This window comes from Chromohalobacter sp. 11-W (assembly GCF_029889905.1).
Lineage (GTDB): Bacteria > Pseudomonadota > Gammaproteobacteria > Pseudomonadales > Halomonadaceae > Chromohalobacter.
Window position 1 is genome coordinate 220,268 of record NZ_JARANZ010000001.1, and the last position, 22,551, is coordinate 242,818.

The window sequence follows — 22,551 nt, forward strand, 5'->3', positions numbered from 1 at the left end:
TCTTCCATCTTCCATCTTCCATCTTCTCTCTACAGCTTCCTCAGCGACCACATGAAGTAGGCGCCGCCGAGCAGCGAGGACATCAAGCCGGCGGGAATTTCCTGCGGGAACAGCCACTGACGCCCCAGCCAGTCGGCCAGCACCATCAAGAGCGCCCCCAGCAGGGCGGCGGCGAGCAGGTGTGCGCGTGCTCGTGACGCACCCAGCAGGCGTGCCATATGCGGTGCCAGCAGGCCGACGAAGGACAGTGGCCCGATCACCAATGTCGCGGCGGCGGTGAGCAGGGCGACGACGCCGAGCAAGGAAAGGCGCGCCCGGTTGACGTTGACCCCCAGCGCGCGGGCGCTGGAGTTGCCCATCGGCAATAGATCAAGCCAGCGGGCCAGGCATTGCAATGCCAGCGTCAACACCACGGCACTGGCGACCACCACGATGGCCAGTGAAGTGTCGACGTAGTAGGTCGAGCCCGACATCCAGGCCAGAAGTTGCTGCGTGCGAGGGTCGCCGTTGGCGAGCACGATGCTGCGTAGCGGATCGAATAGCGCGGTGATGGCGATGCCCGTCAACAGTACGCGCTCCGGCTGAAAACCGCTGCGACGGTTGATCAGTAGCAGGATGCCTAACGTCGCCAACGCGCTCAGGGTGCCGGCGAGCAGTAGCATCGGCAGGCCTACGCCGGGTACGAACAGCACCACGCCGATCAGGCCGATGGCGGTACCACCGCTGATCCCCACGACTTCCGGACTGGCCATGGGGTTGCCGGTCACGCGTTGTATCAAGGTCCCGGCCAAGGCCAACAGCGTGCCGGCGCCCGCCGCCGCTAGCGTGCGCGGCAAGCGCCATTCATGCGTGGCGTGCCACACCGACCACGAGGGCCAGGCCCAGCCCTCGCTATTCTGGCCGAGCAACAAGGAAGCCGCGAGCGCGATCGTGAGTGCCAGCCCCAAGGCCATCAGCAAGCGGCCGGGGTGGCGACGACGTGGCGCCGTCAGCATGGGCGCTGCATGCGGACGGTCGCCCCCCAGCTTGAGGCGCGGAATCAGCCATAACAGCAGTGGTGCCCCTAGGGCGGCGGTCGTCGCGCCGGTGGGAATCATCGTGGGTAGCGAGCCGGAAAAGCGCTGCAAAAGCTGATCGGTCGTGGTCAGCAGCAAGGCGCCTAAAATCGGTGCCCACAGCAAGCGTTGGGGCAGCGTGCGCGCGCCCAATAAACGGACGATGGCCGGTGCCGCCAAGCCGATGAAGCCAATGATGCCGATCACGCTGACCACACAGGCGGTGATGAAAACCGCCAGGCCGAGGCTCATCAATCGCAGATGCTTGAGCGAGACTCCCAGACTACGGGCGTTGACGTCGTCGAGCTCAAGGATCGCCAGCGGGCGCAGCATGAGCCCGGCCAGCACCAGCGCGATGGCCAGACGCGGGAGCAGGTAGAGCACGCCGTCCCAGCTATTCTGCGAAAGCGAACCCGCACCCCACACCATCAGGCCTCGTAGCTCTTCCTGGTGAAAGAGTATTAGCGTCGTGCTGACCGCCCCAAGGTAGAGATTGACCACCAATCCGGCGAGTACGACCACCATGGGCGCGAGGCCGCGTCGCCATGCCAATGCGAATACCAGCCCCATGGCCAGACTGCCGCCCACTACGGCCACCCATTCGCGGCCGAGGAGGAGCAGGCCAGGGGCGAACAGCGTGGCGAGCAACAAGGCAAGTTGTGCCCCGGTGGCGACGCCGAGGGTCGTGGGGGCGGCCAAGGGGTTGCGCAACACTTGCTGCATCAAGACCCCGGCGATCCCCAGAGCGCCACCGGCCAGCAGGGCGATGGTCCAGCGTGGCAGCCAGCTGTAGTGCGTCAGCAACTGGTCGATGTTGCCTTCATCGGGGGCGAACAGCGCCTGTGCCCACTGCGCGACGGGTAGTTGCGTCGCCAGCGAGAGACCGCTCAGGGCGAGACACACCAGCGCGAGCAGTGTGCAGAGGCGCGCGGGGGTCAGCACAAAATGCGGGAACGGCAAAGAACGGGAGATCCAGTCACGCATCGGGCGCCTCGTGGGTCGGCGGTGTTGCGGCCGCGTCGATGAGCGCCTGGCTCAGATGGTCGGCGAAGCGCGCCGCCGAGGGCGCGCCACCGAAACTCCATACCGGTGGCAGCGTGAGCACGTCGTCGCGACGCACGGAAGGTAAATGCTGCCACAGGGCGCTCGACGCGAGGCGCTCGTCGACGCCGACGGGCATCGGCTCGATCACGACCAAGCGTGCATCATCGAGCTTGGCCAATGCTTCCAGGCCCACGGTGGCGAAGCCCCAGTAATTGGTGGCGTCCTGCCAAGCGTTTTCCAGCCCCAGGCGCTGCATGACAGCGTTATAGAGGCTATGTTCGCCGAACACGCGCACATGACGGTCGTCGATGAACTGCACGACGAGCAAGGGGCGGTCGCCGATCTCCCGGCTAGCGAGCGATTGCCGTAAAAGGGCGAGGTGGGCATCCAGCCAGGCGAGCAGCGTGTCTGCCTCCGCCTCGCGGTTGGCAATGGCGGCGATCTCGCGGGTGGCGTTTTTTAGTCGCGTCCACAGATCGCTACCCGGGGTATAGAGCGCGACGGTGTCAGTCGGGGCGATGCGTTCGAGGCTGGGGGCCAGGGTACTGAACATCGGCGAGAGCAAAATGCGGTCGGGATCGAGCTGGGCCAGCAGCTCACGGTTGGGCTGCGCGCGCAGGCCGATATCGGCCACCTCGGCGGGCAGCGACGGGGCGCCCACCCATTCGCGGTAGGCATCCGTTTGCGCCACACCCACAGGCGTTACGCCGAGTGCCAGCAGCGTTTCGGCGATGGTCCAGTCAACGGTGGCGATACGTGGCGTATCGGCGGCGCTGGCGGTAAGCGGCCCGGCGAGCAGCACCAGCAACGCCAGGGCAAGGAGGTGAAAGCGGAGATTGTCTCCGCGCATCGACAATGGCGTCACAGCGACTCCATCAATGCAGTACGGCGATGGGGTGCTCGCCGCCGGGGTGGGACATGACCCGCATGGGGATGCCGTAGATGGCTTCCAGGGTGGCATCGCACATCAAGTCGCGGGGCGCGCCTTGGGCCAGGACTTGCCCGCTGTGCAGCGCGATCAGGTGATCGCAGTAACGTGCCGCCATGTTGACGTCGTGAAGGACGATGACGACGCCTAGCCCTAGCTCGCGACACAGTGACCGCACCAGGGCCAGCACCTCGACCTGATGCGCGATGTCCAGTGCCGCCAGGGGTTCGTCCAGCAGCAGGAAGCGGCTTTCCTGGGCGAGCAGCATTGCCAGCCACACACGCTGGCGTTCGCCGCCGGAAAGCGTATCCACCAGGCGGTCGGCGAAGGCTTCGGTATGGGTCAGTGCGATGGCACGATCGATCTGCGTCTTGTCCTTGCCGTTGAGACGCCCCAGCAGCCCATGCCAGGGATAGCGCCCGAAGCCCACCAGCTCACGACCGGTCAGGTTGTCGGCGCTGGGCAGATGTTGGGGCAGATACGCCACGTGGCGGGCGAATTCACGCGTCCCCCAATCGGCGAGTGGACGCCGGTCGAGGCGAATATGACCGCGACTCGGCGCTTGCTGCTGGGCGAGCAGCTTGAGCAGGGTCGACTTGCCCGAGCCGTTGTGGCCGATCAGTCCATAGACCTTGCCTTCTTCGAAGGTGAGGTCGGTGGGGTGCAATAGGCACTGGCCGTTGACCTCGAAGCTGGCAGCGTCGACGTTGAACATTACAGGTGAACCCCAAGCGGGAGAATCTTAGAGCGTAATCGTAATTCAAATAAGAACGGTTATCAAAACTCCCGGGGCGCCGAGGTCAGTCGTCGACGGCTTGGTGGCAGGCCTGAACGGCTTGAGCGATGTAGCGACCGGCCATGCGCTCCGAGACGCCGAGGCGTGTGGCGATCTCGCGTTGCGGCACTCCCTCGAGACGATGCCAAAGCAACGCCTGACGAATGTGCTGCGGCTGGTCGTTCAGGCATTTTCGTACGCACGCCAGGCGCTGGGTCTGGCAGGCATCTGCCTCGGGGCAATGCCGTGCACAGGCGAGCCCGGTGGTGGTGTCTTCCAGGGGAATCGTCTCGGGCCGCGCCCTGGCCTGGCGCTGATGATCGATCAGCAGGTTGCGGGCAATGCGGAACAGGTAGGCGCGAGGATTGGCGAGCGGCTGAGTGAGTCTCGCGCGCTGCAGGCGCAGATACACCTCCTGGCAGAGGTCGGCCGCCAGCTCCGGCGTATCCAGCTTGCCGGCCAGATAGCCGACAAGCTCCCGGGAATGCTCCATGAACAGTCTATCGAGTGTATCGACCATATGTCGGGTCCGTCCGTGGGTAGCGTCGCGTGATGGCGTCATGCCGTCTCGGCGTGGCGCCGAGCGTCGTCCGTGTCATGCGCGGGTGGTCGCCAGGGGGCGATGGGGTTGTCCAGCTCGCCGACCAGCTGCAGATTTTTGGACGGATCGGCAAGGTCGATCATCTGCCGGTTGTTGCCCAGTTGCAGGCGGTTGAGACAGGAGCGCGCAAAGCTTGGCGCGAATAGGTCGTAACGCGCGAACTTATCAGCGAATTCGGGATGGCGGCGCTGGTAATCGAGAATGCAATCGGCGACGCAGTGCCAGAAATCGGATTCGGTGAAATCGCCCCGTGCCTCGCCATGCTCGACCATGATCGGGGCCAGGTAGCGGAAAAAGCAGTCGAAGGTATCGGTGAACAGCGACAGCACCTTGAGGTGTTCCGGCACGGCCACGGCCAGGCGTTTCACGCCTTCGGGAAGCGCGGCGTCGGGGTCCATGATCGCGCTTTCCTCGGCGATGTCCTTCATGATCGCGCGCACCGGCACGTGCGCATCGAGCTGCAGAATCACGTTCTCGCCGTGGGGCATGAAGACCAGGTCATGGGCGTAGAAGCAGTGCAGGATCGGCGTCAGGTAGGCGGTGAGATAGCGCCGTAGCCAGTCGCGGGGCGTGAGCCCCGAGGCCTCGACAAGCGCCGGGAGGAGTGCCTGACCGTCCTTATCGCGATGCAGCAGCGCGGCCATGGTCATCAGGCGCTGACCGGGCGGCAGATGATTGAGCGGACTTTCGCGCCACAGGCAGGCGAGCATCTTCTTGTGAGGGCTGTCACGGGCGACGGCATCCTCGAAATAGGCGTTGCGATACCCGATGGCGGCTTCCTCGCGCAGCAGGGTGAATCCGTTGTCGGCCAGGAAGGCGTCGCCGTCGAGCAGTGTCTTGAGCCATTCATTGATGGCCGGCGTCGCCTGCATGTAGTAAGGCGAAAGGCCGCGCATGAAGCCCATGTTGAGGATCGAGAGCGCCGTCTTCACGTACCGGCGCCGGGGCTGCGAGGTGTTGAACATCGTACGTATCGATTGCTGGGCGCGGTAGCGGTCGTCGCCGGTGCCCAGGTACACGATACGCCGGTTGGCGATCTCGCTGGCAAAGCCGATCGCCAGCTTGTTGTGCCATTGCCAGGGATGCAGCGGCATGAGCAGGTAGGCTTGAGGGTCCAGTCCCCATGCCTGCAAGTGACGGTGGAAGCGTGCCACGGTGTCGCGGCCCAGCTCCTGTTCGAGCAGTTCGGTGTAGGACAGATCGCTCACGCTGCTGAATTCGGCACACTGCGTATGCACGGCCAGCCACACCAGATGGATGTCGGCGCCGACCTCGGGGGCGTAGGCATGGTAGTCGTCGGCGTCGAACCCGATGCGTCCGTTGTTGGCGACGAAGCTCGGGTGGCCCTCGGTCATGGCGCTTTCGATGGTCTGGAAGTCGCCATGTGCCAGCTCGGCCGCCGTGAGTCGCTGATGCGCCTGCTTGTAGGCACTGCCGGACAAGGTGCTGCCGATCTCCTCCAGATACACGGGAAGCGTCTCGTCGTCGAGGCCGAGCACGGCGCTGAACTCGATGATGAAACGCTGCGCATCCAGCTCGGCGGGCTCGTCGTCGACGATCTTCGCGAGGGAGCCGGGGGCGATCCACCAGTGATCGAGCTGCATGCGACGTGCCCGGAAGCGGTAATGGCCGTTCGCACCGGGAATGGGCAAGGTGTAGTCGCCCCAATCGCCTTGCCGGTCGAGCCGGCGGGGCGCCACGAGGCGTTCGTGGGCGAATTCGGCGATGGCCTTGCGGATCAACTGACGGCTGGCCCGGGCCCAGCGCTCGGGGTCGAGATGGGCGAGGCGCGCGTCGATTGCCGGAGGCGTCTCCATGGCGGTGGTCTCCTGTTCCATGGATGGCAGTGGTTCTCTGGCTGGCAGACTTTCGCGGGAGAGCGCTGCCAGCGCCTGGTGATAGGCGGCGTGGAATTGGGCGCGGGTGCAGAACGCCAGATGCGCGGTTTTCTCCGGCAGACGCACTTGGCGGTCGTAGCGAAAGCCCACCCGGCGGTTGAGCGGATGGATACGTTCGTTGCGGACATCGGGTTCGACGACCACGCGGTCTGTGGCGGGATCGCTGAACATCAGCGCCATCACGCTGCTGAGCACGCCCCAGGTGAAGCGGGGGATGCGCGTTTCCGGTGGTGCCACCAGCACGTGCATGCCCCGGTCGCCGGGGCGCACGTCGTAATGCGCGCCGATGGGATCGTGTTGAGGCTGGTAGCACTCGACCAGAAAGGCGGGGCGGCCTTCGAAAAAGCCCAGATAGCCCTGGCTGTGCGGACTTTCGTGCAGCCCTCTATAGAATGCCGCCACCTGCTCGCGGCTGTCGCCGCGCATGCCCCAAAAGCGAGCGTAGTCGCGGCTGACCCAGTCATGAATCAGGGCGCTGTCCGCATCGCAGTGGATGGCGCGCAGATGAAAGCGGCCGAGCCCGGGAATGGCGTCGGTGTAGGTATTGCCTGGATCGTACAGCGGGCTGAGAAAGGCGGATGTCGTCATTTCGGCACCTCACAGGTCAACGGGACTGACTCGTCGGCGGTTGGCTGGCGATGGGCCGGCCGGGGCGCGGGGCGGAAGACGGCGTCGTCGGGCGTGCCGAACGTCTGGAAGGCGATGCGACGCTCGATGGGATAATGCTCGATTCCCGTCAACTCGCGGATGATGCAGGCGTTGCGATAGCAGGCCATGCCCAGGTCCGGCGCCGCCAAGCCGTGCGTGTGTCGCTCGGCGTTCTGCACGAAGAGACGCGAGCGGTCATGATCGATGCTGTAGAAGCGGTCCACCGCGAAACGCCCGGCGGTGTCGCGGCGAATGTGCTCGTGGATGGGCGACAGGAAGCCTGGCTCCCGATAGCGATAGCCGGTGGCCATCACCAGCGCCGGGGTCGTATGGCGGTAGGGCCGTCGTTGTTCGGTCTGGTAAAGGTCGAGTTCGAACGTGGCGCGTGCCGCGTCGTAGTGACAGTCCTGCAGCTCGGCGTTGGTCAGCAGGTGCGTGTCGACGGGGCCATCGAGCCGCTTGGCATACAGCAGGTCGTAGATCTCGTTGACCAGCGCCAGATCGATGCCCTTGTAGAGGTTCGCCTGTTGCGACATCAAGTCATCGCGGGTGGCCTGCGGCAGGGCGTGGAAGTAGTCGATGTACTCCGGCGAGGTCATTTCCAGCGTCAGCTTGCCGTATTCCAGCGGAAAGAAGCGCGGCGAGCGGGTGATCCAGTTCAGGGTGTAAGCGTAGCGGTCGATGTCCTGCAGCAGGTCCTTGTAGATCTCCGCGGCGCTCTGGCCGCTGCCCACCAGCGTGATCGCCGGCTGCTGCTGGAGCCAGGCCTTGTGCGCGAGGTAGTCGGCGCTGTGGATGATCCGCTCGGCATGCGGGCGGCAGCACGCGGGCAGGTCGGGCTGCGTGCCGGTGCCGAGTACCAGCTTGCGGGCCCGATGGCTCGTCGCGGTATCGCGGGCGGTATCCACGCAGTGCACGACGTAGCAATCGTCGTCGGCATCGAAGTCGACGCGCTGCACCTCGTGATGGAAGCGGATCGACGTGAGCTGATCGATGGCCCACTGGCAGTAATGGTTGTATTCGCGTCGCAACGGGAAGAAGTTCTCGCGAATGTAGAAGGCGTAGAGCTTGTCCTGGCGCTTGAGGTAGTTGAGGAAACTGAACCGGCTGGTGGGGTCGGCCAGGGTGACCAGGTCGGCCAGGAAGGGCGTCTGCAGGGTGGCGTCTTCCAGCAGCATGCCGGGGTGCCAGTCGAAGCCGGCCTTGCGCTCCAGAAAAAGGCCGTTGACGTCCTCGAGCGGGTCCGTCAGGCAGGCCAGGCCCAGGTTGAAAGGGCCCAGTCCGATGGCGATAAAGTCGTGAATCGGCGTTGGCATGGTGGCTCTCATCGTTGAAGACCGGGGATCAGGAGAAGGCGGCGGCGAGGTCATGTCGCCTGGGTGGCGCGGCATCGTCGCGCGTCAGGAAGTCGGCACCATGGGCCTGAAGGCGCTCCACGATCGTGGCCAGATCGTCGATGCCGGTCTCCGGGTTGAGCAGCGTGAACTTGAGGTATCGGCGCCCCCGGACACGCGTCGCCGCGACGACTGCCTCGCCGTGGCGCGAGAGGGCCTGTCGGATATGGGCGTTGAGCGCATCCAGGCTGGCGTCGTCCAGGTCGTGGCCACGCGGCCGGTAGCGAAATACCAGCGTGGTGAGCTGTGGTGCCGTGATCACCTCGATGTCCGGCGCGGTCCGCAGCAGGTCGTACGTCTCGCGGGTCAGCGCGATGACGCGATCGAATAACTCGCCCAGGGCATCCGGCCCCAGCAGGCGCAAGGTCATCCAGAGCTTCAGGGCGTCGAGGCGGCGCGTGGTCTGCAGGCTCTTGTCGACCAGGTCCGGCGGCGCGTCGTCGTGCCGGCCGGCAGGATTCAGGTAATCGGCGTGATGGGTGACATAGCCGAGCCTCTGGCGTTCGGCGACCATGAAGGCGCTGCAACTGACCGGCTGAAAGAAGGACTTGTGGTAGTCGACGCTGACCGAATCCGCCTGTTCGATACCGGCCAGCCAGTGGCGGTGCCGTGGCGATGTCAGCAGGCCGCCGCCGTACGCGGCATCGATGTGCAGCCACACCCCATGCTGGCGGCAGAGCGCGGCGATATCCGCCAGCGGGTCGATGCTGCCGAAATCCGTGGTGCCGGCCGTGGCGACCACGGCCATCGGAATCGTTCCTGCTTGCCGGCTCTCGGCCAGGGCGCGTGCCAGCGCCCCGGTGTCCATGCGGTAGCGGTCGTCGCAGGGAATCGGCACCACGGCACGGTGTCCCAGCCCCAGCAACGCGGCGGCCTTTTGCAGACTGACGTGGCTCGCCTCGGAGGCGAAGATGCGCAACCTGGCCGCGTCGGCGGGCAGGCCGTGTTCGCGATTCTGATGCCCGTCGAGGGCTGCGCAGCGATGATCGCGCGCGATCAACAGGGCCATCAGGTTGGACTGGGTGCCGCCGCTGGTGAAGACACCGTCCGCGTCATCGCCCAGGCCGATACGGCGGACCGTCCAGTCGATCAGCGCCTGCTCGATGAAGGTGCCGCCGGCGCTCTGGTCCCAGGTCTCGACGGCGGTGTTGATCGGTGTGGCGATCGCTTCGGCGAGGATCGACGCCAAAGTGATCGGACAGTTGAGGTGCGCGACATAACGCGGATGATGAAAATACACCGCATCGTCGAGATACAGCCGTTCGACTTCCGCCAGCACGGCGTCGAGGTCGTCGAGCCGATGGTTCAGATCCAGCCCCTCGAAGCGTCGCTGCATCTCGCTGGGCAGAATTCCCGAGAACGGCTGGCCGGTCTCGGTCAACTTGCGTTGCACGAGTTCGATGCAGCGCTGCATGCCCTGACGATAGACATCGGCATTGCGCGGCATGAACAGGGCATGGTTCGCGTCTTCGCTCATCGCCCGAGATGCGAGCGGCCGGGAAGAAAGCGGCGCCATCCGAATGGCAGCGTTTTGACTCATGGCATCACCTATGTCCTGGTGGCGTAAGAGGTCGCAACGGACATCATGAGGTTGCGACTTTCTTCCTTATGTTAATGATAATCGTTAACAAATCAGTGTTGCCTACAGGAAGACGATGCCGGCCCCGGTTTCTGAACCGAGCAGACGCATTTTTTTGAGTGATGCTTGGCGTGCCATGAAAAACGGCCTGCTTGGGAAGCAGGCCGCTGTCGATGTGCCGGTCGAAAGGGCAGGGTTAGTAAGCGTGGGACCAGCGCAATGTGTAGGTGCGCCCACGGCCCTTGAGGTCCCACAGCGACTGGGCGCCATAGGCTTCATAGAAGACGGCGGCACGCTGGCCCCAGATCGTCACGTAGTCTTCATCGAGCAGGTTCTCGATGCCCAGGCTGAAAGTGCCGAAGGCCGTGTCCTGACTGGCCGTGGCGTCGACCGTGGTGAAGCCGTCGAGCTCGTTGCCCGAGGCATCGTCGAGATCGAAAGCGCGGTTAACTTGCAAGCGGGCGCGGGTATCGATGTCCGACCATTCGCCGTAGAGGGTCGCCTGGGGCATGCTGGCGTCGGTGACGCTGCTATCCACCCATTCGCCGCCGACCTTTTCCTCGGAGGTCACGGCGTTGAACGTCGAACCGAGCGTCCAGTGTTGACCGAAGAAGCGCTCGACCTTGCCTTCCACTCCGTAGGTTCTGACGTCCTTGTCGATGGTGGTGACGCCGATCTCGAGATTACCGTCGTTGCTGTAGAGGTAATCGATCGCTTTATCCGACCAGCTATAGTAGGCGGCAACCTGCGTCTGCCAGTTGCCACCGTTGAAGCGCCATCCAGTCTCGAGCTGTTGAGTCTTGATGCCGTCCACAGGATTGTCCGAAATGTCGAAGCTGACTCCACGATAGGCTTTGGCGATATCGGGAATCTCGAAGCCCTGAGTATACGAAAGCCAGGTCTGGTGGCCGTTGTGGAAGTCGTAAAGGGCCTTGAGATTGAACAGCGAGACATCGTAGCTGTTGGAGCCGCCGTCGTTGCCACCCTGCGGTTCGACCTCGACATCGGTTTGCTCGAAGCGCGCGCCGCCGGAGAGCTGCAAGTTCGGAGTGAGCTGATAGTCCGCCTGGGCGAATACGGCCAGGGTATCGGCCTGGAACGACGGGTAATACGGATCGAGAACGCTGGTCTGGTCGAGTTCCAGACCGCCGTCGGAAGGTGCCAACGTATAACGCTTGGAATCGAACTCCTCGCGGGAGAGATCGAGCCCATAGGTCACGCTCAAGGGATCGCTGAGCTGCGCGGTGAACGCCGCCTTGGCGCCGGTCAAGTCGGTGTTCTGCTCCGAGACGGTAAAGGCGCTTCCCCCGGGGAATGGATTGAAGACCGAGGACTCCTCGCGGTGATAGGCCTGAACGTAGAATTCCTGGCCCAACAGCGCGCGGTGATGGTAGTTAGCATTGAGATACAGCCGCTCGGTCTCGGGATCGACATCCGAGTCGTAGCCGTCGCGGACCTCGCTCCCCTGGATCTTGTCCGAATACGTCGCGCCGCTATCGTAATTCGGGTAATAAAGCCCTTTGTTGCCCGCGTAGGCCGAATCGTAATACTGCGCAGTGACATCGAGGCGTTCATTCTCGCTGATCTTCACGGCGACATTGCCCATGAGATCGACGGAACGGTTTTCCTGCAGGCCTGACTGGGCGATGTCCGGCTTGATGATCTCGCCATCGGCATCGTAGAAGGAGCCGTTCTCCTGTACCGCGATGGCCAGGCGCCCCTGAATGCGTTCGTTGCCGCCCGAGATGGATTGCGCCGCACGTTTGGTGAGATCGTCCGAATCGTTGAAGCCACTGGTCACGCCCAGCTCGCTCTCGAAGTTGAGACCTTGCTCGCCTTTCTTGGTGACGATGTTGATGATGCCCCCGGTAGCGCCGCCGCCATACAGACTGCTCGCGCCGGACAGGACCTCGATGCGCGCGATATTGAACGGGTCGATGGAATCGAACTGCCGCGACAGGCTGCGTGAGCTATTCAGCGACACGCCATTGATCATCACCAGCGCATCGCGCCCTCGGAAGTTCTGTGCATAGTTGGTGCGATTGGTGCTCGAACCGAAGTCGAAGCCAGGAATCAGCCGCCCCAAGGCCGATTTCAAGGACTGCCCTGCGTTTAATTGCTGCTGGAGCTGGGCTTCATCCACCACCCATGCCGCGCCGGGGATCTGGCTGATCTCCGTGGGCGTACGCGCGCCGACCACCACCATGGTGTCTTGCGTCTCCTGTGCTTGGGCATGCAGCGCCGAGCCACCGGCCGCCGCGATGAGGCCGAAGGTAAGCGTCTTTTTCATTAGTATCCCCTTGGTGATGAGAGTTGTTCTCAAGCAGGGCTTAGGGTACAGAGCAGGGATAAAAACTCAATAACAATGATTGTTATTTAGATTATTGTATGGGGGTAGAAGCTAAAGACAGGCAATAGAAAGCCAGAAGCCAGAGAAACAGAAGAGCGTAAGAAGGAGATAGGCAGTAGTGAAGCCAAACGTAGCGAGCTGCCAAGTGATTACTGGACTGAGTTCGAAGGAATGGCCACGAGGCTCAACAAGCGTGAGGCTGTCTCGGTATATTGACCTTCGAGCGTCACGCCCGACGCCCAGCCGTCGCAGAGGGTACGACGCAATTGCAGCGTGATGTGCCCTGTAACGGGATGCCAGTCGATGAGTGCGGCATCCTGAAAGTAAAAGCGCACACCGATCAAGGGATACAACGCCTTGAAGAGGCTCTCCTTGCTGGAAAATGCCAGGGTGGTGAACAATGCCTGGGCGTCATGATCGAGCCTTTTACACCAGGCGTGTTCTTCTGGGGTGAGAATCTGTGGCGCCAAGCGCTCGGCGCGCGCGGGGCTCAATAGCGTTTCCGCATCGAGCCCTAGGCCTTGCCATGCATCACGCGGCGCCGCCATAGCGGCGGCGAACCCGCCGCTATGGGTGATGCTGCCTAGTGTGCCCTCGGGCCAACAAGGCGCACGATCAGCCGCAATTCCCGGCACCTCGACACGCCCTGTGGCGGCGTACAGGGCCTCGCGGGCACAAAGGCGCCCCGCCAGAAACTCGCCCCGGCGCTTGGCGATCGCCGTGGCCAGCCGTGCCGGTAATTCGATGCCTCGGGTGGCAAAGTCCGCTGCGCACACCGAGGGCGCCGTGAAATTCACCCCGCGCCAGGCGACGCCCGCTAGCGGGCGCGGCCAAGGCCACTGAGTTTGCCAGTCCTGACAACCGGCGGGGAGATCGCACACCTCGGGCATTGCTTAGCGGTCCACCAATACAGCATCCAGCTCGACCGGTACCTCGTCATCGATCTGCTGATAGCCGAGTAGCCCGAGTACGGTACGTGCGGTCTGATTCTGCATGATCGCGCGGCCATCCAGCGACACCGATTCGGCATTGCGCACGTGAATCTCGTGTTCACTGTCCCGCGTGAAGCGCACCTTCAGTGGCTCCTGCTGCGACGCATCGCCATCCTTCACGCTGAGCATCAGCGTCTCGGTACGGGACTCGCCCACGGGTAGATCGTCAAGCACTTGGGGATCGAGTTGCGTGACCACCGTGGTCAGCTCGGTATCCGACAGGCTCGACATCCACGGCGGCAGCTCACCCAACTGATCGAGGATGTCGGTCTGGTTGAGCCGCACCGGCAAGCGTAGCGTGCCATCCTCCGCGATATGCCCGTTCATGCGCTTCAGTGCGTGATGATGCGCCACCTCTGAGCCGGACGAGGTGATCTCGGTGATCGTCGCCTCGACGCGAGATTTCTCCGGATCCAACTGCCAATCCGCCTGCGCCACGCAAGGCAGCGCGACCACGCCCAATGCCGCCGCCCAAGCAACACGACGCACCATTCGCTTCATTTGATACATCACCAAACCCTCCATGGGATGGAATCACACTCCAAGGGCCAATCACCCCTAGTCTCGTTTATCGGCATCCGCTATGATACTGCCCCGTTGCGTCAGGGCCTATAGCTCAGTTGGTTAGAGCAGGGGACTCATAATCCCTTGGTCGCAGGTTCGAGTCCTGCTGGGCCCACCATACATATCAAGCGTTTATATCAAATAACGGGCGCATGGTTTTCCCCTAGGGGGCTGCATGGGGGGCTGTTGGTACAACATCATCGTGCAGATTCCATCTTCTCCAATGCCTGCTCGAACACTACCTTCCTCCATCCCCGCACGCCCGGAGAGTACTCGGTTGGCGGCGGAAAAGTCTTGTATTTTGCCCACCAGTTGTAAAGCGTCTTGCGGCTAACGCCAATGATGCGCGCGCCTTCCCCGATCCGAATGATCTGGTTCTCACTGTATTTCATGCTCATTCTCCGTAGTACCTGGCGCCGCCGGCGTCGTAATCGTCACGCTGACGCTTGCACTTTTGCTCCTAGCGCATCTGACGATGGCGCTCGAAGATCTCGCGGATCCCTTGTGGTCCTGATGACTCGCCGATAGTGCCGAGGGCGTTGTCGCGCTGCATGCGCAGCAGCGGGATCAGGCCCTCTCCACTGCGCTCTGCTCAAAGCGAAGTGAGGTGCCGAGTTGCAGGTAACCAATTCGATGCTTGTTTCCGTACACCCAGCCCACACTCATGCCTAAGCGCTGGGCGACCTGTTCGGGTCCGAGTAGCCCATCTGGCATATCAGCCTCCTGCCTTCTTTTTTCCGCAGCGTTAGCTTGATGAATTATGGATTGTGATAAAGTCGGTACTCTTCTTTTAATGTTCATGGTTACGAGTGCAATGGCTAAGCCTACTGATTCCGATTGTTATGTTGAATGTGATGAAACCACCTTGGCTTCTTTAATAAGCCCTAGTGGGCCGGAGGCTACAATTGGCTCCCTTCTCGAAAATCTTTCCTCCTACGCTGACGAAAAGACCAAAGAACTCAGTGAAGGCTTGTTGGTTTGTGAAGATCGGCTCAACAAATCAGAGCTCTCCCGGTCGCTTGTGATTGACCTTGCGTTTGACTTCACTAATGGTCCATGGAAGCTTGAAGAAAAAGCACAGCTCGCTTGGAACTTATCGGTAATAAAACTCGCTCTTGCTAAGCGTGCACTCAAAGAGGGCTCTGCTGAGCTCGCGTGGGAAGCCTTGGCGTCCGCCAGCTATTATTCGGGCTATTTTGAAGCGGCAACCTACACATCTGGGTCACCTACTGCACAGCGCTCTGCTAAAGGTGGCAAGAAGAGGGCGGAAAAAGTGGATGAAGCGGTTGTCCTTCTTTCCTGCCTCGTCAAAAACCAGCTTATAAATAACGCGCCGCGGCGCGGTTGGTCTAATCAACCGGCTACTGTAGAAAAAGTAACCGGCAACCTGCTTCCTCTTATCGAAGAGTTTAAGTTTCCATTGCCTGATCAGTTTGCCGCTCTCTGTGATATGGTTAATAAGCTCTTTGAGGATAATAAATCTATCAAAGAGGCTTACTTGGTAAACAGAGGCAGTAGCCACTAGAGGCGGGATTATTTTCTTAGCAGTTAGGCACTCGCTTGTGCTGTATATCTTGGTAGATATGCCAAGTAGGGAGCCGGAGATTCGGGGGTTGCCCGCATCTCTTGGCTCAGACAGCACGTCGAAACCGTGGTCGATTGGTGAAAGCTGCATGATGTGTCTCCTTCTCATTTTGGTTGGGCGATGTGTCTGGTCCTTGTCACGATAAGATGACCCAGTGAGAATTCGAACATCACTGCCTAATGTATTTTTTTACGCAGTTGCGCAAACTTGCCGCTCGTTCAAAGCCGGTGATGCGGTGACGTTCGAAATCGGCGCGAACAACCGGGGCCGTGTGGGGTAGACGTGGCTATCAGAATTAGCAGAGACTGTGATCCAAGGAGCAGCGATGAATGCCGTAATCTTTCCTTTGATTCGTTTTTATTCCGAAGAGGGTACCGATCACAAGGGGCGGTCCATTGAAGACATCTGGGCCATGCCATCCTTCTGGCTGGAACATACCCACGATTACATCCAGTGGTTGTTTCCGATTCCCGAGGCAGGGCGCTTCAATGGTTTTGCGCCGCTATTGGACGAAGAAGCGCAGATCGTGTTTGCGGAATCTGACGAACTCAGGCAACGCCAGCGTAGATCGCTCGACATGATGCTGGACTTCTTCGGCTTGGTGCGTGAACCGTATGGTATCGTGGCCTTGCCTCACCTCAACCCCAGAGAGCATATCTGGCTAAAGCGCGGCGGGCACAACCACCTGCGTATTTCGCGCATGATCCGCAGCCTGTATCTGTGTCATCAGCCGGAACTGGCCCGTGCTCTTCAGTCCGCCGTGATCGGGATCGGCACGCAGCAGGGCTTCGTGTCGGAGCAGTCGGTGGGTTACTGGCGAGCGGCGATTGAGGCGTAGGAAGGCTGATCCCGTCGCCTAAGGCGTGGCCAGCCGCTTCACGGTTGGGCTGGGCTTCGCTCGTCGACTTTGCAGAAACATTTTAATAATCCGGAGGTAGAATGGCTTACTGGAATGACCCACGTGTCCGGGTGCTGAAAAAATACGGGATTCTGATCGATGCAGAACCCGAGGTACTAGATAGCCTGCCGGGCAAGCTGCCACCGGCTGATGGAGACATGACCCTCCATCAGTGGAAGTTGAGTATCTTCGGGGAACCCGTTGACGTGGGCATCTTCTCGCTGGAGTGGCCTTACGGTAATACCAAGATGAAAACGCTGAATGGCTGGGGCGGCGAATACGTCAAGCAGGTTCTCAGGCACCAGGCGAAGGTCGCTAAGCAGCGCAAACAAGGAGAACTGGAAGCGTTACAACTGGAACTTGCCGAGGCAGCAGGCAAGGCCCATGTGCCCAAGGAACTACTAGAAGCCGAAGTCGACGACCTGGAAGATTCACTGCAACCGTCGGTCAAGGAATTCTTCGCGCGTGAGCTGGAGAAAGTTGATGATGATGTCTCGATGGAGCAGCTACTTCAGAAAATGCTTCGGTTCATGAACACGGCAGCGGCAGGCTTCGCGCAGTCTCAGCAGCGGATAGAAAAGCTGCAAAAGCGGCTAGATGCCTTGGAACCCGACACGGCTGATTGCTAGTGATTGGAAGCAATGACTCGCCTGAAGCGCTAACCACTTTTCTGCTCCGTGACGGCAGCGTCTTGTTGCCGCATCACCACCCGTCGGAACAGCCCGGTGTGGCGCTCTTCACCGAAGTGAGTGCACGGCTGCAGGATAGTCTGAGCGATGAGGGCTTTGCGGTGGAAATGAATCTGCAGAAGGATGGTTCGCTCATCACGCTGAAGGTGGGTGAAGAGGACGACGAAGCGCCTGACTTCTCCCCACCCGAGCCGAAGTTACTGTGAAGGTTGCCTGTGCCGCTCATGCGGCGTTTTATGCCGCACTGACCACGGCATAAATGCGGCCCACTGGCCGCTGTGGGCTGCTAGAATCTTGCCATGACCGACTCCGATACCCGCATCCCGATCCCTGCCTCGACCCGCGCTGAGCTGCTGGCCACGCTGGAAGGCTACGAGCACCTGCTGTTCGAGTCGATGAATCAGCCGGACTACGATGCGCTGCGTACTCTGTACGACGCATGGGTCGAGCGGCTGGGCGACTCGCCGAAAGCCATCGCGATCTGCGATGCCCTGAATGACTTCATCGACGCCAACGTCGAAGAGGGCGACGCGGAGCGGGCCTACTTCGACCTGGTGGCCACGCTGCAGGCCGGTGGCGAGTAGGGTGGCGTCCACATCAAGAGGCGAGGAGCGACTCAGTTTACTCAGGCTTGATCAAATAATAGCCGCTTGCATCCACGAGCGCCCTAGCGTATGGATCTCGATAATACTCTTGCTCATCAAAAAACGGTAATGCTTCGACACGGTACTCTACGCCGTTGCGTAAGGCTGGCAGGTCAGGGCCGCCGTAAATATTTTCACGCATCGTGTATTGGTTGTGCCTTTTGATTTTGACGTTGCCCATTTTTTGGAGAAGTCTCACTGCTTCGCGAAGGCGTTGATCGTTTTCTCTGCCACGCAGGCGGTAGGGACCGTATTGCTTCAAGTCCGTCATGGTAAATCCAAACTCTCTACCGCGAGCCAGATGTTGGGGGAGGCTGGTTGAGAATGCATAGGGTTTTTGCCCGTCGTTATCTGCCCACTCGAGCAGGGTCTTTGCTAGCTCGTTGGCATCGGAGACGACTTGCGGTTCTCCTGCAAGGTAACGTTGGAAATGCTGCGAACACTTTAGGACGAATTCGTAGCAGAACCTCAAGGTGTCGGAAGAAATATCGCCTTCTTCCTTTTCGAAATAATGCAGAATGGCCGCCATGCGGCTGATATTCTCCATCAGTTTGGACGCATGGTCTTTATAATAAAAATACGGCTGGTTTTCCTGCATGGCATTTTCAATGCCTTGGCTGTATTCGTCCCACAGCTGGCTAGCCGATGCCGAGAAAACTACGACTTGTTTCTCATTGGTCATCTGATTGGCTGAGGGAATTCCGATTATAGAATCAGTTAAGAGTTCTTCGACACGATGATTAAATTCGTCAAGGCGAGGAAGCACGCCAAGCCGGCGTGTTTGACGAGTCCCTGCCATTTCTTTTGGTTTTACGACTAAAAAACGGGCTAAAAAACCCATGCCTCTAGCTTCCTCGCCGCGCTTGGAGAGAAAGCGACTAATAACGCTTGGCTGTGTCATCAGCGCCATGGTAAGTCGTGCGTCGGAAAGAATGAAACTCGGGCGTGTCATGCGATCCACGATCACGTCAGCGCCATCCCATAGCGTATTTAGCTTATCGAGCTCCTGGAGTGCACGTCCGCTAAATACGCTGTTGGCTTCGCTGGTGAGCAGGCAGCCATGGGGGGAATAATCGTTCAATAACTGCACGAGCGCTTGAGGCGTCGTGTCATCGTAAAGTAATCGAGGACGCTGAGGGAAAACGGGCTCCTTCTCTCTCAGTTGCTTTAACGCCTCTTTTGCTTTTTGGCTGGTAGTGTCATCGCCGTTCTTGATGGCTTTTCGTAACGAGCCTTCCCAGGCACGCACCTCTTGCTTCCAAACAGCATGCTCGCTCATGTAAATGTTGAGGCGCTCATCCGCGACCTCGACCGCTTTCCGATTGAGCGCTGTAATAGCCGCGAAAAAACGATTTTGCACGGTTGTTTTACGCTCTCCCGACTCGGCTAGCGTCAGTAGCATCAGCGGGGTCTGAATTCGAGGCCCTGTCGGATATCTCACATCGATCCAGCCTTGGCATGCCACAGACATGGCACCCAGTGCCGACATTATTGCCATTTCTCTCGGCACTTGAAGCGCCGACTCCGCTTCTACTACCGCTGACCAGAATCGACTCTGTTCATGATACTCAGGCCAGTGATCGGGGCGGGTATTGGCGAAGGGGACCTGAACAGGCTCGTCTACCATGCCGTTGCTATCGTACATTTTTTATCCTAAACAATAACTAGCTTCTGCTATAACGGCTAGTATATAGCGGTTATAGCAGGATTCACAGAAGCTAACCGCACATTTACAGACCAAGGGGCCGCTGCGTGAGCGAGCTTGCTTTGCTTGCGTAGGGTTCTGGCATCACGAATCAAACGATGCATTGGTCCGTCGCGCTCTAATACGACTAGGCGTTTATATCCGGGGTGGAGAGATGGGAAGAAACAGGCCTGATGGGTTGGTATGTCCCGTAGAATTAACTGAGTATGGCTACCGCTGGGAAGATGGTGGCATGATAAAAGCAAAGGGAATCATGAGCTGTCCTCCTGAATATGAAAATGGTTAGGCCCGCCGATGACGGGCCCTTCCATCTCAGCGACGGCTTGAATCGAAGACGTGGACGTTCTGGCCGATGGGCTTGGTGTAGGCCTTGCACAGGTAGCTGGCCATGTACATCGCCTCGTCCATGGCACACCAGTCGTGACGATGCAGGATGCGTGACCAGGGAATCTCCGTGACCGGGTTCTCGCTTACATTGACCAGCTGGAGGAAACTCGATTCGTCGGCCACATAGCCCATCGCCTTCAGCCAAGAACGCATCATACGGTGGTAGAGGTTCTGGCGTGTGTAGATACCGTCATCATTCGGTGCAAACATACCCAGGCTATCGAAGGCATCCTTGTTGAGTAGAATCATCAGGTGATAGTGGGGTTTGACACTGTTGGCCTGCTCGCGGGCCCACAGGTAGCGAGGCATCGCCGGATACTTGGTATTTGCCTTTTCCAGCTCGTAGAAGAAGAAACGAAAGAATCTGGCCAGGACGCCATTGTCGTTGTGCATGGGGAGTCTCGACATGTCATCGGGGAAGCGTAGATCCACTCGAAATGCAAAGGTGGTTCGGTTTTTCTCCTGGGCCAGATTGAGGGTGATGAGACTCCTTTCCAAAAAGTTTTCGATTTGCGGACCATCGGCGCGCTGCATGACCGAGTAGCCTCGGTAGATCTCTTCGTAAAAAAGCCGGAGCTTGTCATTGTAGGGATGACGCAGAGGAAACTGTTCAAACATGGGATTCACCTTGCTAAAGGATTAGAGGGATCATTAGCAGCGGTGGTCTTGTCGAACGGTTGGCTAGAAGGCAGGAGAAGGTCGAGCGCGGTTTGTGACAACGCACTCTGGATCAGGATGCATTAATCCCAGGCGTTTATCAGAACGCCGGTATGGTCACATCCATCATCGCTGTCCATCATGTCGTGAGAACGTGATGGTTCCATGAAGTGAGTGGGCCGGGTTTGCCCATACTCACAATGACCCCTCGTATGCATAATGGGCTTCACCAGTGAGCCCATTATGCAAACCTATGGAATCTCTATAATACTCCCCCGTCAGTGACGCAGGGAATTACCCCAGGCCAGGTCTATTCCGTGAACTAAAAGCCCAAGTGAAACCCGGCGAAAGCATCCCTTCAGGATTATTAAGAAATTCCGTTAGCCAACCGAAACAAGACACCGTGACGAATTACGCCATGGTTCGCTGCATCTCATCCTTCTGCGATGTGAAAAATTACATTCCTTCGCGCATCACTCCTAAATGCTCCGTCGTAGGCCGTAGAGACTGCTTTTCCATGGCTTAAGGACAGCTCGGCTATAAGGTGTCAGGGACGGTTCTGTATCCGATTCAAAGAAAATTCAAACCTGTATTACCTCCTTGATAGCAAGCCGGTATTGCATTCTCAGTTCACTACCCGAAGGAGGTTTTATGTCTGTGCATTGTCCGAGCTGCGGCTCGCATCACGTCATCACCCGCAACTATGGCCGGAAAGCGGGCGGTGCCACCGGGGCAGCCGCAGGCACGGCCAGTGGGGCGGCCGGTGCGATGGCCGGTGCCGAAACGGGCGCCCTGGTCGGGGCCTGGGCGGGTCTGGTGGGGATCACCGTGGGCAGCCTTGCCGGCGCGGTATTCGGTGGTCTGGTCGGCGGTACCGCCGGTGGGGTTGCCGGGGCCAAGCTAGGCGAGGAACTGGATACCAAGGTTCTCGATAACTATGCGTGCCGGGCTTGTGGCCGTACGTTCCGTCCCTAGGCCGCGTCACGCTCACATCTGAGCTTCCCCTGATTCAGGCCAAACCCCTGGTTTTGATCTCTTAATAAACACGGTCTGCCCGCTGCCTCTGGTGGTAGCGGGCCGCTATGCCGTGTCTGACTGATATACAAGGAGTTTTCCCATGGCACATCTGGTCGAACAAATGGCTTACGTCGGCGATACCCCCTGGCACGGCCTGGGGCAACAGCTCTCTCCCCATCAACCGCTGGAGGTGTGGCAGCAGCAAGCCGGCATGGACTGGCACATCGATGAAGCCTCGGTGCGTTTTATCGCCGATTCTGCGTCTCATCTGGGCAGCATCCATTCCTTCCCCGAGCAGAAGGTACTCTATCGTTCCGATACCAAGGCGCCGCTATCGGTGGTCTCCCAGCGCTACAAGGTCGTCCAGCCGCAGGAAGTGCTGGAGTTCTATCGAGACCTCACGGAGTACGCCGGTTACGAATTAGAGACGGCGGGAATATTGAAATCGGGCAGGAAGTTCTGGGCGCTGGCCCGCAGCGGCCTGAGTACCTCGCTCAAGGGGCAGGACGAGGTCAACGGCTATCTGCTGCTGGCCACATCGTGCGATGGCTCATTGGCCACGGTGGCCACGCCCACCACGGTACGGGTGGTCTGTAACAACACCCTGACCATCGCCGTGGATGGCATGACGCAGGGCGTGAGGGTGCCGCACAGCACCGAGTTCGATGCTCGGCGCGTCAAGCAGCAGCTGGGGATCTCCGTGTCGCTCTGGGATGACTTCATGTACCGCATGAAAACCCTGGCCGAGCGCAAGATCAGCCGGGATGAGGCCACGGCGTATTTTCAGGCGGTCATCTGCAACGCGGACGAGCCCCTGGACGATCCCTCGAAGCTGCCCAATTACCGGGCACTGAACCGGATACAGAAGCTTTACCACGGTGAAGGCCGCGGTGCCGATCTGTGTACCGCCAGGGACACCGCCTGGGGCCTGCTCAATGCCGTCACCGAGTACGTCGATCATGAGAAACGCGCGCGCAGTACCGATACGCGTCTGGATTCCGCGTGGTTCGGCCAAGGCGCCAATCTCAAGGATAAGGCACGGGAGGCAGCCCTCGCACTGGTGGCCTGAACACGCCGACTCGACCCATCAACAGCATAGTGCCCGGTCAGGCAATGAACTGACCGGGCGTTGTCTTTTCTG

General features: G+C 60.1%; 20 protein-coding genes and 1 tRNA gene. 8 read left to right on the forward strand and 13 right to left on the reverse strand.

The genetic code is table 11. The features are described 5' to 3' along the window. Positions 1-29: 29 nt before the first annotated feature. From fhuB to OP494_RS01065, 10 genes are all read right to left on the reverse strand, one after another. Positions 30-2,039 carry a Fe(3+)-hydroxamate ABC transporter permease FhuB gene (gene fhuB / locus OP494_RS01020; RefSeq protein ID WP_280538900.1) on the reverse strand — a complete coding sequence of 670 codons (2,010 nt, stop codon included), beginning with the start codon at positions 2,037-2,039 and terminating at the stop codon, positions 30-32. Then, complete coding sequence (locus tag OP494_RS01025) at positions 2,032-2,964, reverse strand: ABC transporter substrate-binding protein (protein WP_280538901.1); 933 nt, start codon at positions 2,962-2,964, stop codon at positions 2,032-2,034. The genes fhuB and OP494_RS01025 overlap by 8 nt, the downstream gene beginning before the upstream one ends. A 10-nt stretch (positions 2,965-2,974) precedes the next feature. Further along, positions 2,975-3,742, reverse strand: a complete 768-nt coding sequence (locus OP494_RS01030; protein ID WP_280538902.1) for an ATP-binding cassette domain-containing protein — start codon at positions 3,740-3,742, stop codon at positions 2,975-2,977. 85 nt (positions 3,743-3,827) lie between these two features. After that, a complete protein-coding gene (locus OP494_RS01035; RefSeq protein WP_280538903.1) occupies positions 3,828-4,322 on the reverse strand; it encodes an RNA polymerase sigma factor in 495 nt (164 codons plus the stop codon). Between the two features lie 38 nt (positions 4,323-4,360). Beyond that, positions 4,361-6,889: a GNAT family N-acetyltransferase gene (locus OP494_RS01040; protein ID WP_280538904.1), complete on the reverse strand. Its 2,529-nt coding sequence runs from the start codon at positions 6,887-6,889 to the stop codon at positions 4,361-4,363. Continuing rightward, positions 6,886-8,265, reverse strand: coding sequence for a lysine N(6)-hydroxylase/L-ornithine N(5)-oxygenase family protein (locus OP494_RS01045; RefSeq protein ID WP_280538905.1), 1,380 nt, complete (start codon positions 8,263-8,265; stop codon positions 6,886-6,888). The genes OP494_RS01040 and OP494_RS01045 overlap by 4 nt, the downstream gene beginning before the upstream one ends. A 28-nt stretch (positions 8,266-8,293) precedes the next feature. Continuing rightward, positions 8,294-9,883, reverse strand: a complete 1,590-nt coding sequence (locus OP494_RS01050) for an aspartate aminotransferase family protein (protein WP_280538907.1) — start codon at positions 9,881-9,883, stop codon at positions 8,294-8,296. A 235-nt stretch (positions 9,884-10,118) separates the two neighbouring features. Then, positions 10,119-12,212, reverse strand: a complete 2,094-nt coding sequence (locus OP494_RS01055; protein WP_280538908.1) for a TonB-dependent receptor — start codon at positions 12,210-12,212, stop codon at positions 10,119-10,121. A 209-nt stretch (positions 12,213-12,421) separates the two neighbouring features. After that, positions 12,422-13,162, reverse strand: a complete 741-nt coding sequence (locus OP494_RS01060) for a 4'-phosphopantetheinyl transferase superfamily protein (protein ID WP_280538909.1) — start codon at positions 13,160-13,162, stop codon at positions 12,422-12,424. Between the two features lie 3 nt (positions 13,163-13,165). Beyond that, positions 13,166-13,774 carry a hypothetical protein gene (locus OP494_RS01065; protein ID WP_280539175.1) on the reverse strand — a complete coding sequence of 203 codons (609 nt, stop codon included), beginning with the start codon at positions 13,772-13,774 and terminating at the stop codon, positions 13,166-13,168. A gap of 95 nt (positions 13,775-13,869) precedes the next feature. Here OP494_RS01065 and OP494_RS01070 point away from each other — a divergent pair. Next, positions 13,870-13,946, forward strand: a tRNA-Ile gene (locus OP494_RS01070). A 79-nt stretch (positions 13,947-14,025) separates the two neighbouring features. Here the strand turns inward: OP494_RS01070 and OP494_RS01075 are convergent. Next, the gene (locus tag OP494_RS01075; RefSeq protein ID WP_075369916.1) at positions 14,026-14,220 is read right to left on the reverse strand and encodes a hypothetical protein; all 195 of its coding nucleotides are present in this window, start codon (positions 14,218-14,220) and stop codon (positions 14,026-14,028) included. Positions 14,221-14,588: 368 nt separating this feature from the next. On the opposite strand from OP494_RS01075, the gene OP494_RS01080 reads away from it, so the two are divergent. From OP494_RS01080 to OP494_RS01100, 5 genes are all read left to right on the forward strand, one after another. Then, positions 14,589-15,353 carry a hypothetical protein gene (locus OP494_RS01080; protein ID WP_280538911.1) on the forward strand — a complete coding sequence of 255 codons (765 nt, stop codon included), beginning with the start codon at positions 14,589-14,591 and terminating at the stop codon, positions 15,351-15,353. 385 nt (positions 15,354-15,738) lie between these two features. Beyond that, positions 15,739-16,251 carry an opioid growth factor receptor-related protein gene (locus tag OP494_RS01085; RefSeq protein WP_075369918.1) on the forward strand — a complete coding sequence of 171 codons (513 nt, stop codon included), beginning with the start codon at positions 15,739-15,741 and terminating at the stop codon, positions 16,249-16,251. 101 nt (positions 16,252-16,352) lie between these two features. After that, the gene (locus tag OP494_RS01090; RefSeq protein WP_075369919.1) at positions 16,353-16,940 is read left to right on the forward strand and encodes a hypothetical protein; all 588 of its coding nucleotides are present in this window, start codon (positions 16,353-16,355) and stop codon (positions 16,938-16,940) included. Continuing rightward, entirely contained in the window at positions 16,940-17,206 is a 267-nt protein-coding gene (locus tag OP494_RS01095; protein WP_075369920.1) for a hypothetical protein, read from the forward strand. Before OP494_RS01090 ends, OP494_RS01095 begins: the two co-directional genes overlap by 1 nt. Positions 17,207-17,299: 93 nt before the next feature. Next, complete coding sequence (locus tag OP494_RS01100) at positions 17,300-17,584, forward strand: hypothetical protein (protein ID WP_280538912.1); 285 nt, start codon at positions 17,300-17,302, stop codon at positions 17,582-17,584. 37 nt (positions 17,585-17,621) lie between these two features. On the opposite strand, the gene OP494_RS01105 is transcribed toward OP494_RS01100, so the two are convergent. Together OP494_RS01105 and OP494_RS01110 are read right to left on the reverse strand one after the other, a co-directional pair. Further along, positions 17,622-19,289, reverse strand: coding sequence for a YfjI family protein (locus tag OP494_RS01105; protein ID WP_280538913.1), 1,668 nt, complete (start codon positions 19,287-19,289; stop codon positions 17,622-17,624). Positions 19,290-19,661: 372 nt separating this feature from the next. Beyond that, positions 19,662-20,354 carry an inovirus-type Gp2 protein gene (locus OP494_RS01110; protein ID WP_075369923.1) on the reverse strand — a complete coding sequence of 231 codons (693 nt, stop codon included), beginning with the start codon at positions 20,352-20,354 and terminating at the stop codon, positions 19,662-19,664. Between the two features lie 690 nt (positions 20,355-21,044). On the opposite strand from OP494_RS01110, the gene OP494_RS01115 reads away from it, so the two are divergent. Both OP494_RS01115 and OP494_RS01120 read left to right on the forward strand, forming a co-directional pair. Then, positions 21,045-21,368, forward strand: coding sequence for a hypothetical protein (locus OP494_RS01115; RefSeq protein ID WP_075369925.1), 324 nt, complete (start codon positions 21,045-21,047; stop codon positions 21,366-21,368). Positions 21,369-21,510: 142 nt separating this feature from the next. Beyond that, positions 21,511-22,479, forward strand: coding sequence for a DUF932 domain-containing protein (locus OP494_RS01120; protein WP_280538914.1), 969 nt, complete (start codon positions 21,511-21,513; stop codon positions 22,477-22,479). Positions 22,480-22,551 lie beyond the last annotated feature (72 nt).

Excerpts from the sequence above, each read along its gene's own strand:
- OP494_RS01090 (WP_075369919.1), top strand. The coding sequence starts at position 16,353 with ATGGCTTACTGGAATGACCCACGTGTCCGGGTGCTGAAAAAATACGGG.
- OP494_RS01065 (WP_280539175.1), bottom strand. The coding sequence starts at position 13,774 with ATGTATCAAATGAAGCGAATGGTGCGTCGTGTTGCTTGGGCGGCGGCA.
- OP494_RS01075 (WP_075369916.1), bottom strand. The coding sequence starts at position 14,220 with ATGAAATACAGTGAGAACCAGATCATTCGGATCGGGGAAGGCGCGCGC.
- fhuB (WP_280538900.1), bottom strand. The coding sequence starts at position 2,039 with ATGCGTGACTGGATCTCCCGTTCTTTGCCGTTCCCGCATTTTGTGCTG.
- OP494_RS01100 (WP_280538912.1), top strand. The coding sequence starts at position 17,300 with ATGACCGACTCCGATACCCGCATCCCGATCCCTGCCTCGACCCGCGCT.
- OP494_RS01035 (WP_280538903.1), bottom strand. The coding sequence starts at position 4,322 with ATGGTCGATACACTCGATAGACTGTTCATGGAGCATTCCCGGGAGCTT.
- OP494_RS01050 (WP_280538907.1), bottom strand. The coding sequence starts at position 9,883 with ATGAGTCAAAACGCTGCCATTCGGATGGCGCCGCTTTCTTCCCGGCCG.
- OP494_RS01060 (WP_280538909.1), bottom strand. The coding sequence starts at position 13,162 with ATGCCCGAGGTGTGCGATCTCCCCGCCGGTTGTCAGGACTGGCAAACT.
- OP494_RS01120 (WP_280538914.1), top strand. The coding sequence starts at position 21,511 with ATGGCACATCTGGTCGAACAAATGGCTTACGTCGGCGATACCCCCTGG.
- OP494_RS01045 (WP_280538905.1), bottom strand. The coding sequence starts at position 8,265 with ATGCCAACGCCGATTCACGACTTTATCGCCATCGGACTGGGCCCTTTC.
- OP494_RS01110 (WP_075369923.1), bottom strand. The coding sequence starts at position 20,354 with ATGTTTGAACAGTTTCCTCTGCGTCATCCCTACAATGACAAGCTCCGG.
- OP494_RS01040 (WP_280538904.1), bottom strand. The coding sequence starts at position 6,889 with ATGACGACATCCGCCTTTCTCAGCCCGCTGTACGATCCAGGCAATACC.
- OP494_RS01080 (WP_280538911.1), top strand. The coding sequence starts at position 14,589 with ATGGATTGTGATAAAGTCGGTACTCTTCTTTTAATGTTCATGGTTACG.
- OP494_RS01115 (WP_075369925.1), top strand. The coding sequence starts at position 21,045 with ATGTCTGTGCATTGTCCGAGCTGCGGCTCGCATCACGTCATCACCCGC.
- OP494_RS01055 (WP_280538908.1), bottom strand. The coding sequence starts at position 12,212 with ATGAAAAAGACGCTTACCTTCGGCCTCATCGCGGCGGCCGGTGGCTCG.
- OP494_RS01030 (WP_280538902.1), bottom strand. The coding sequence starts at position 3,742 with ATGTTCAACGTCGACGCTGCCAGCTTCGAGGTCAACGGCCAGTGCCTA.
- OP494_RS01085 (WP_075369918.1), top strand. The coding sequence starts at position 15,739 with ATGAATGCCGTAATCTTTCCTTTGATTCGTTTTTATTCCGAAGAGGGT.
- OP494_RS01105 (WP_280538913.1), bottom strand. The coding sequence starts at position 19,289 with ATGTACGATAGCAACGGCATGGTAGACGAGCCTGTTCAGGTCCCCTTC.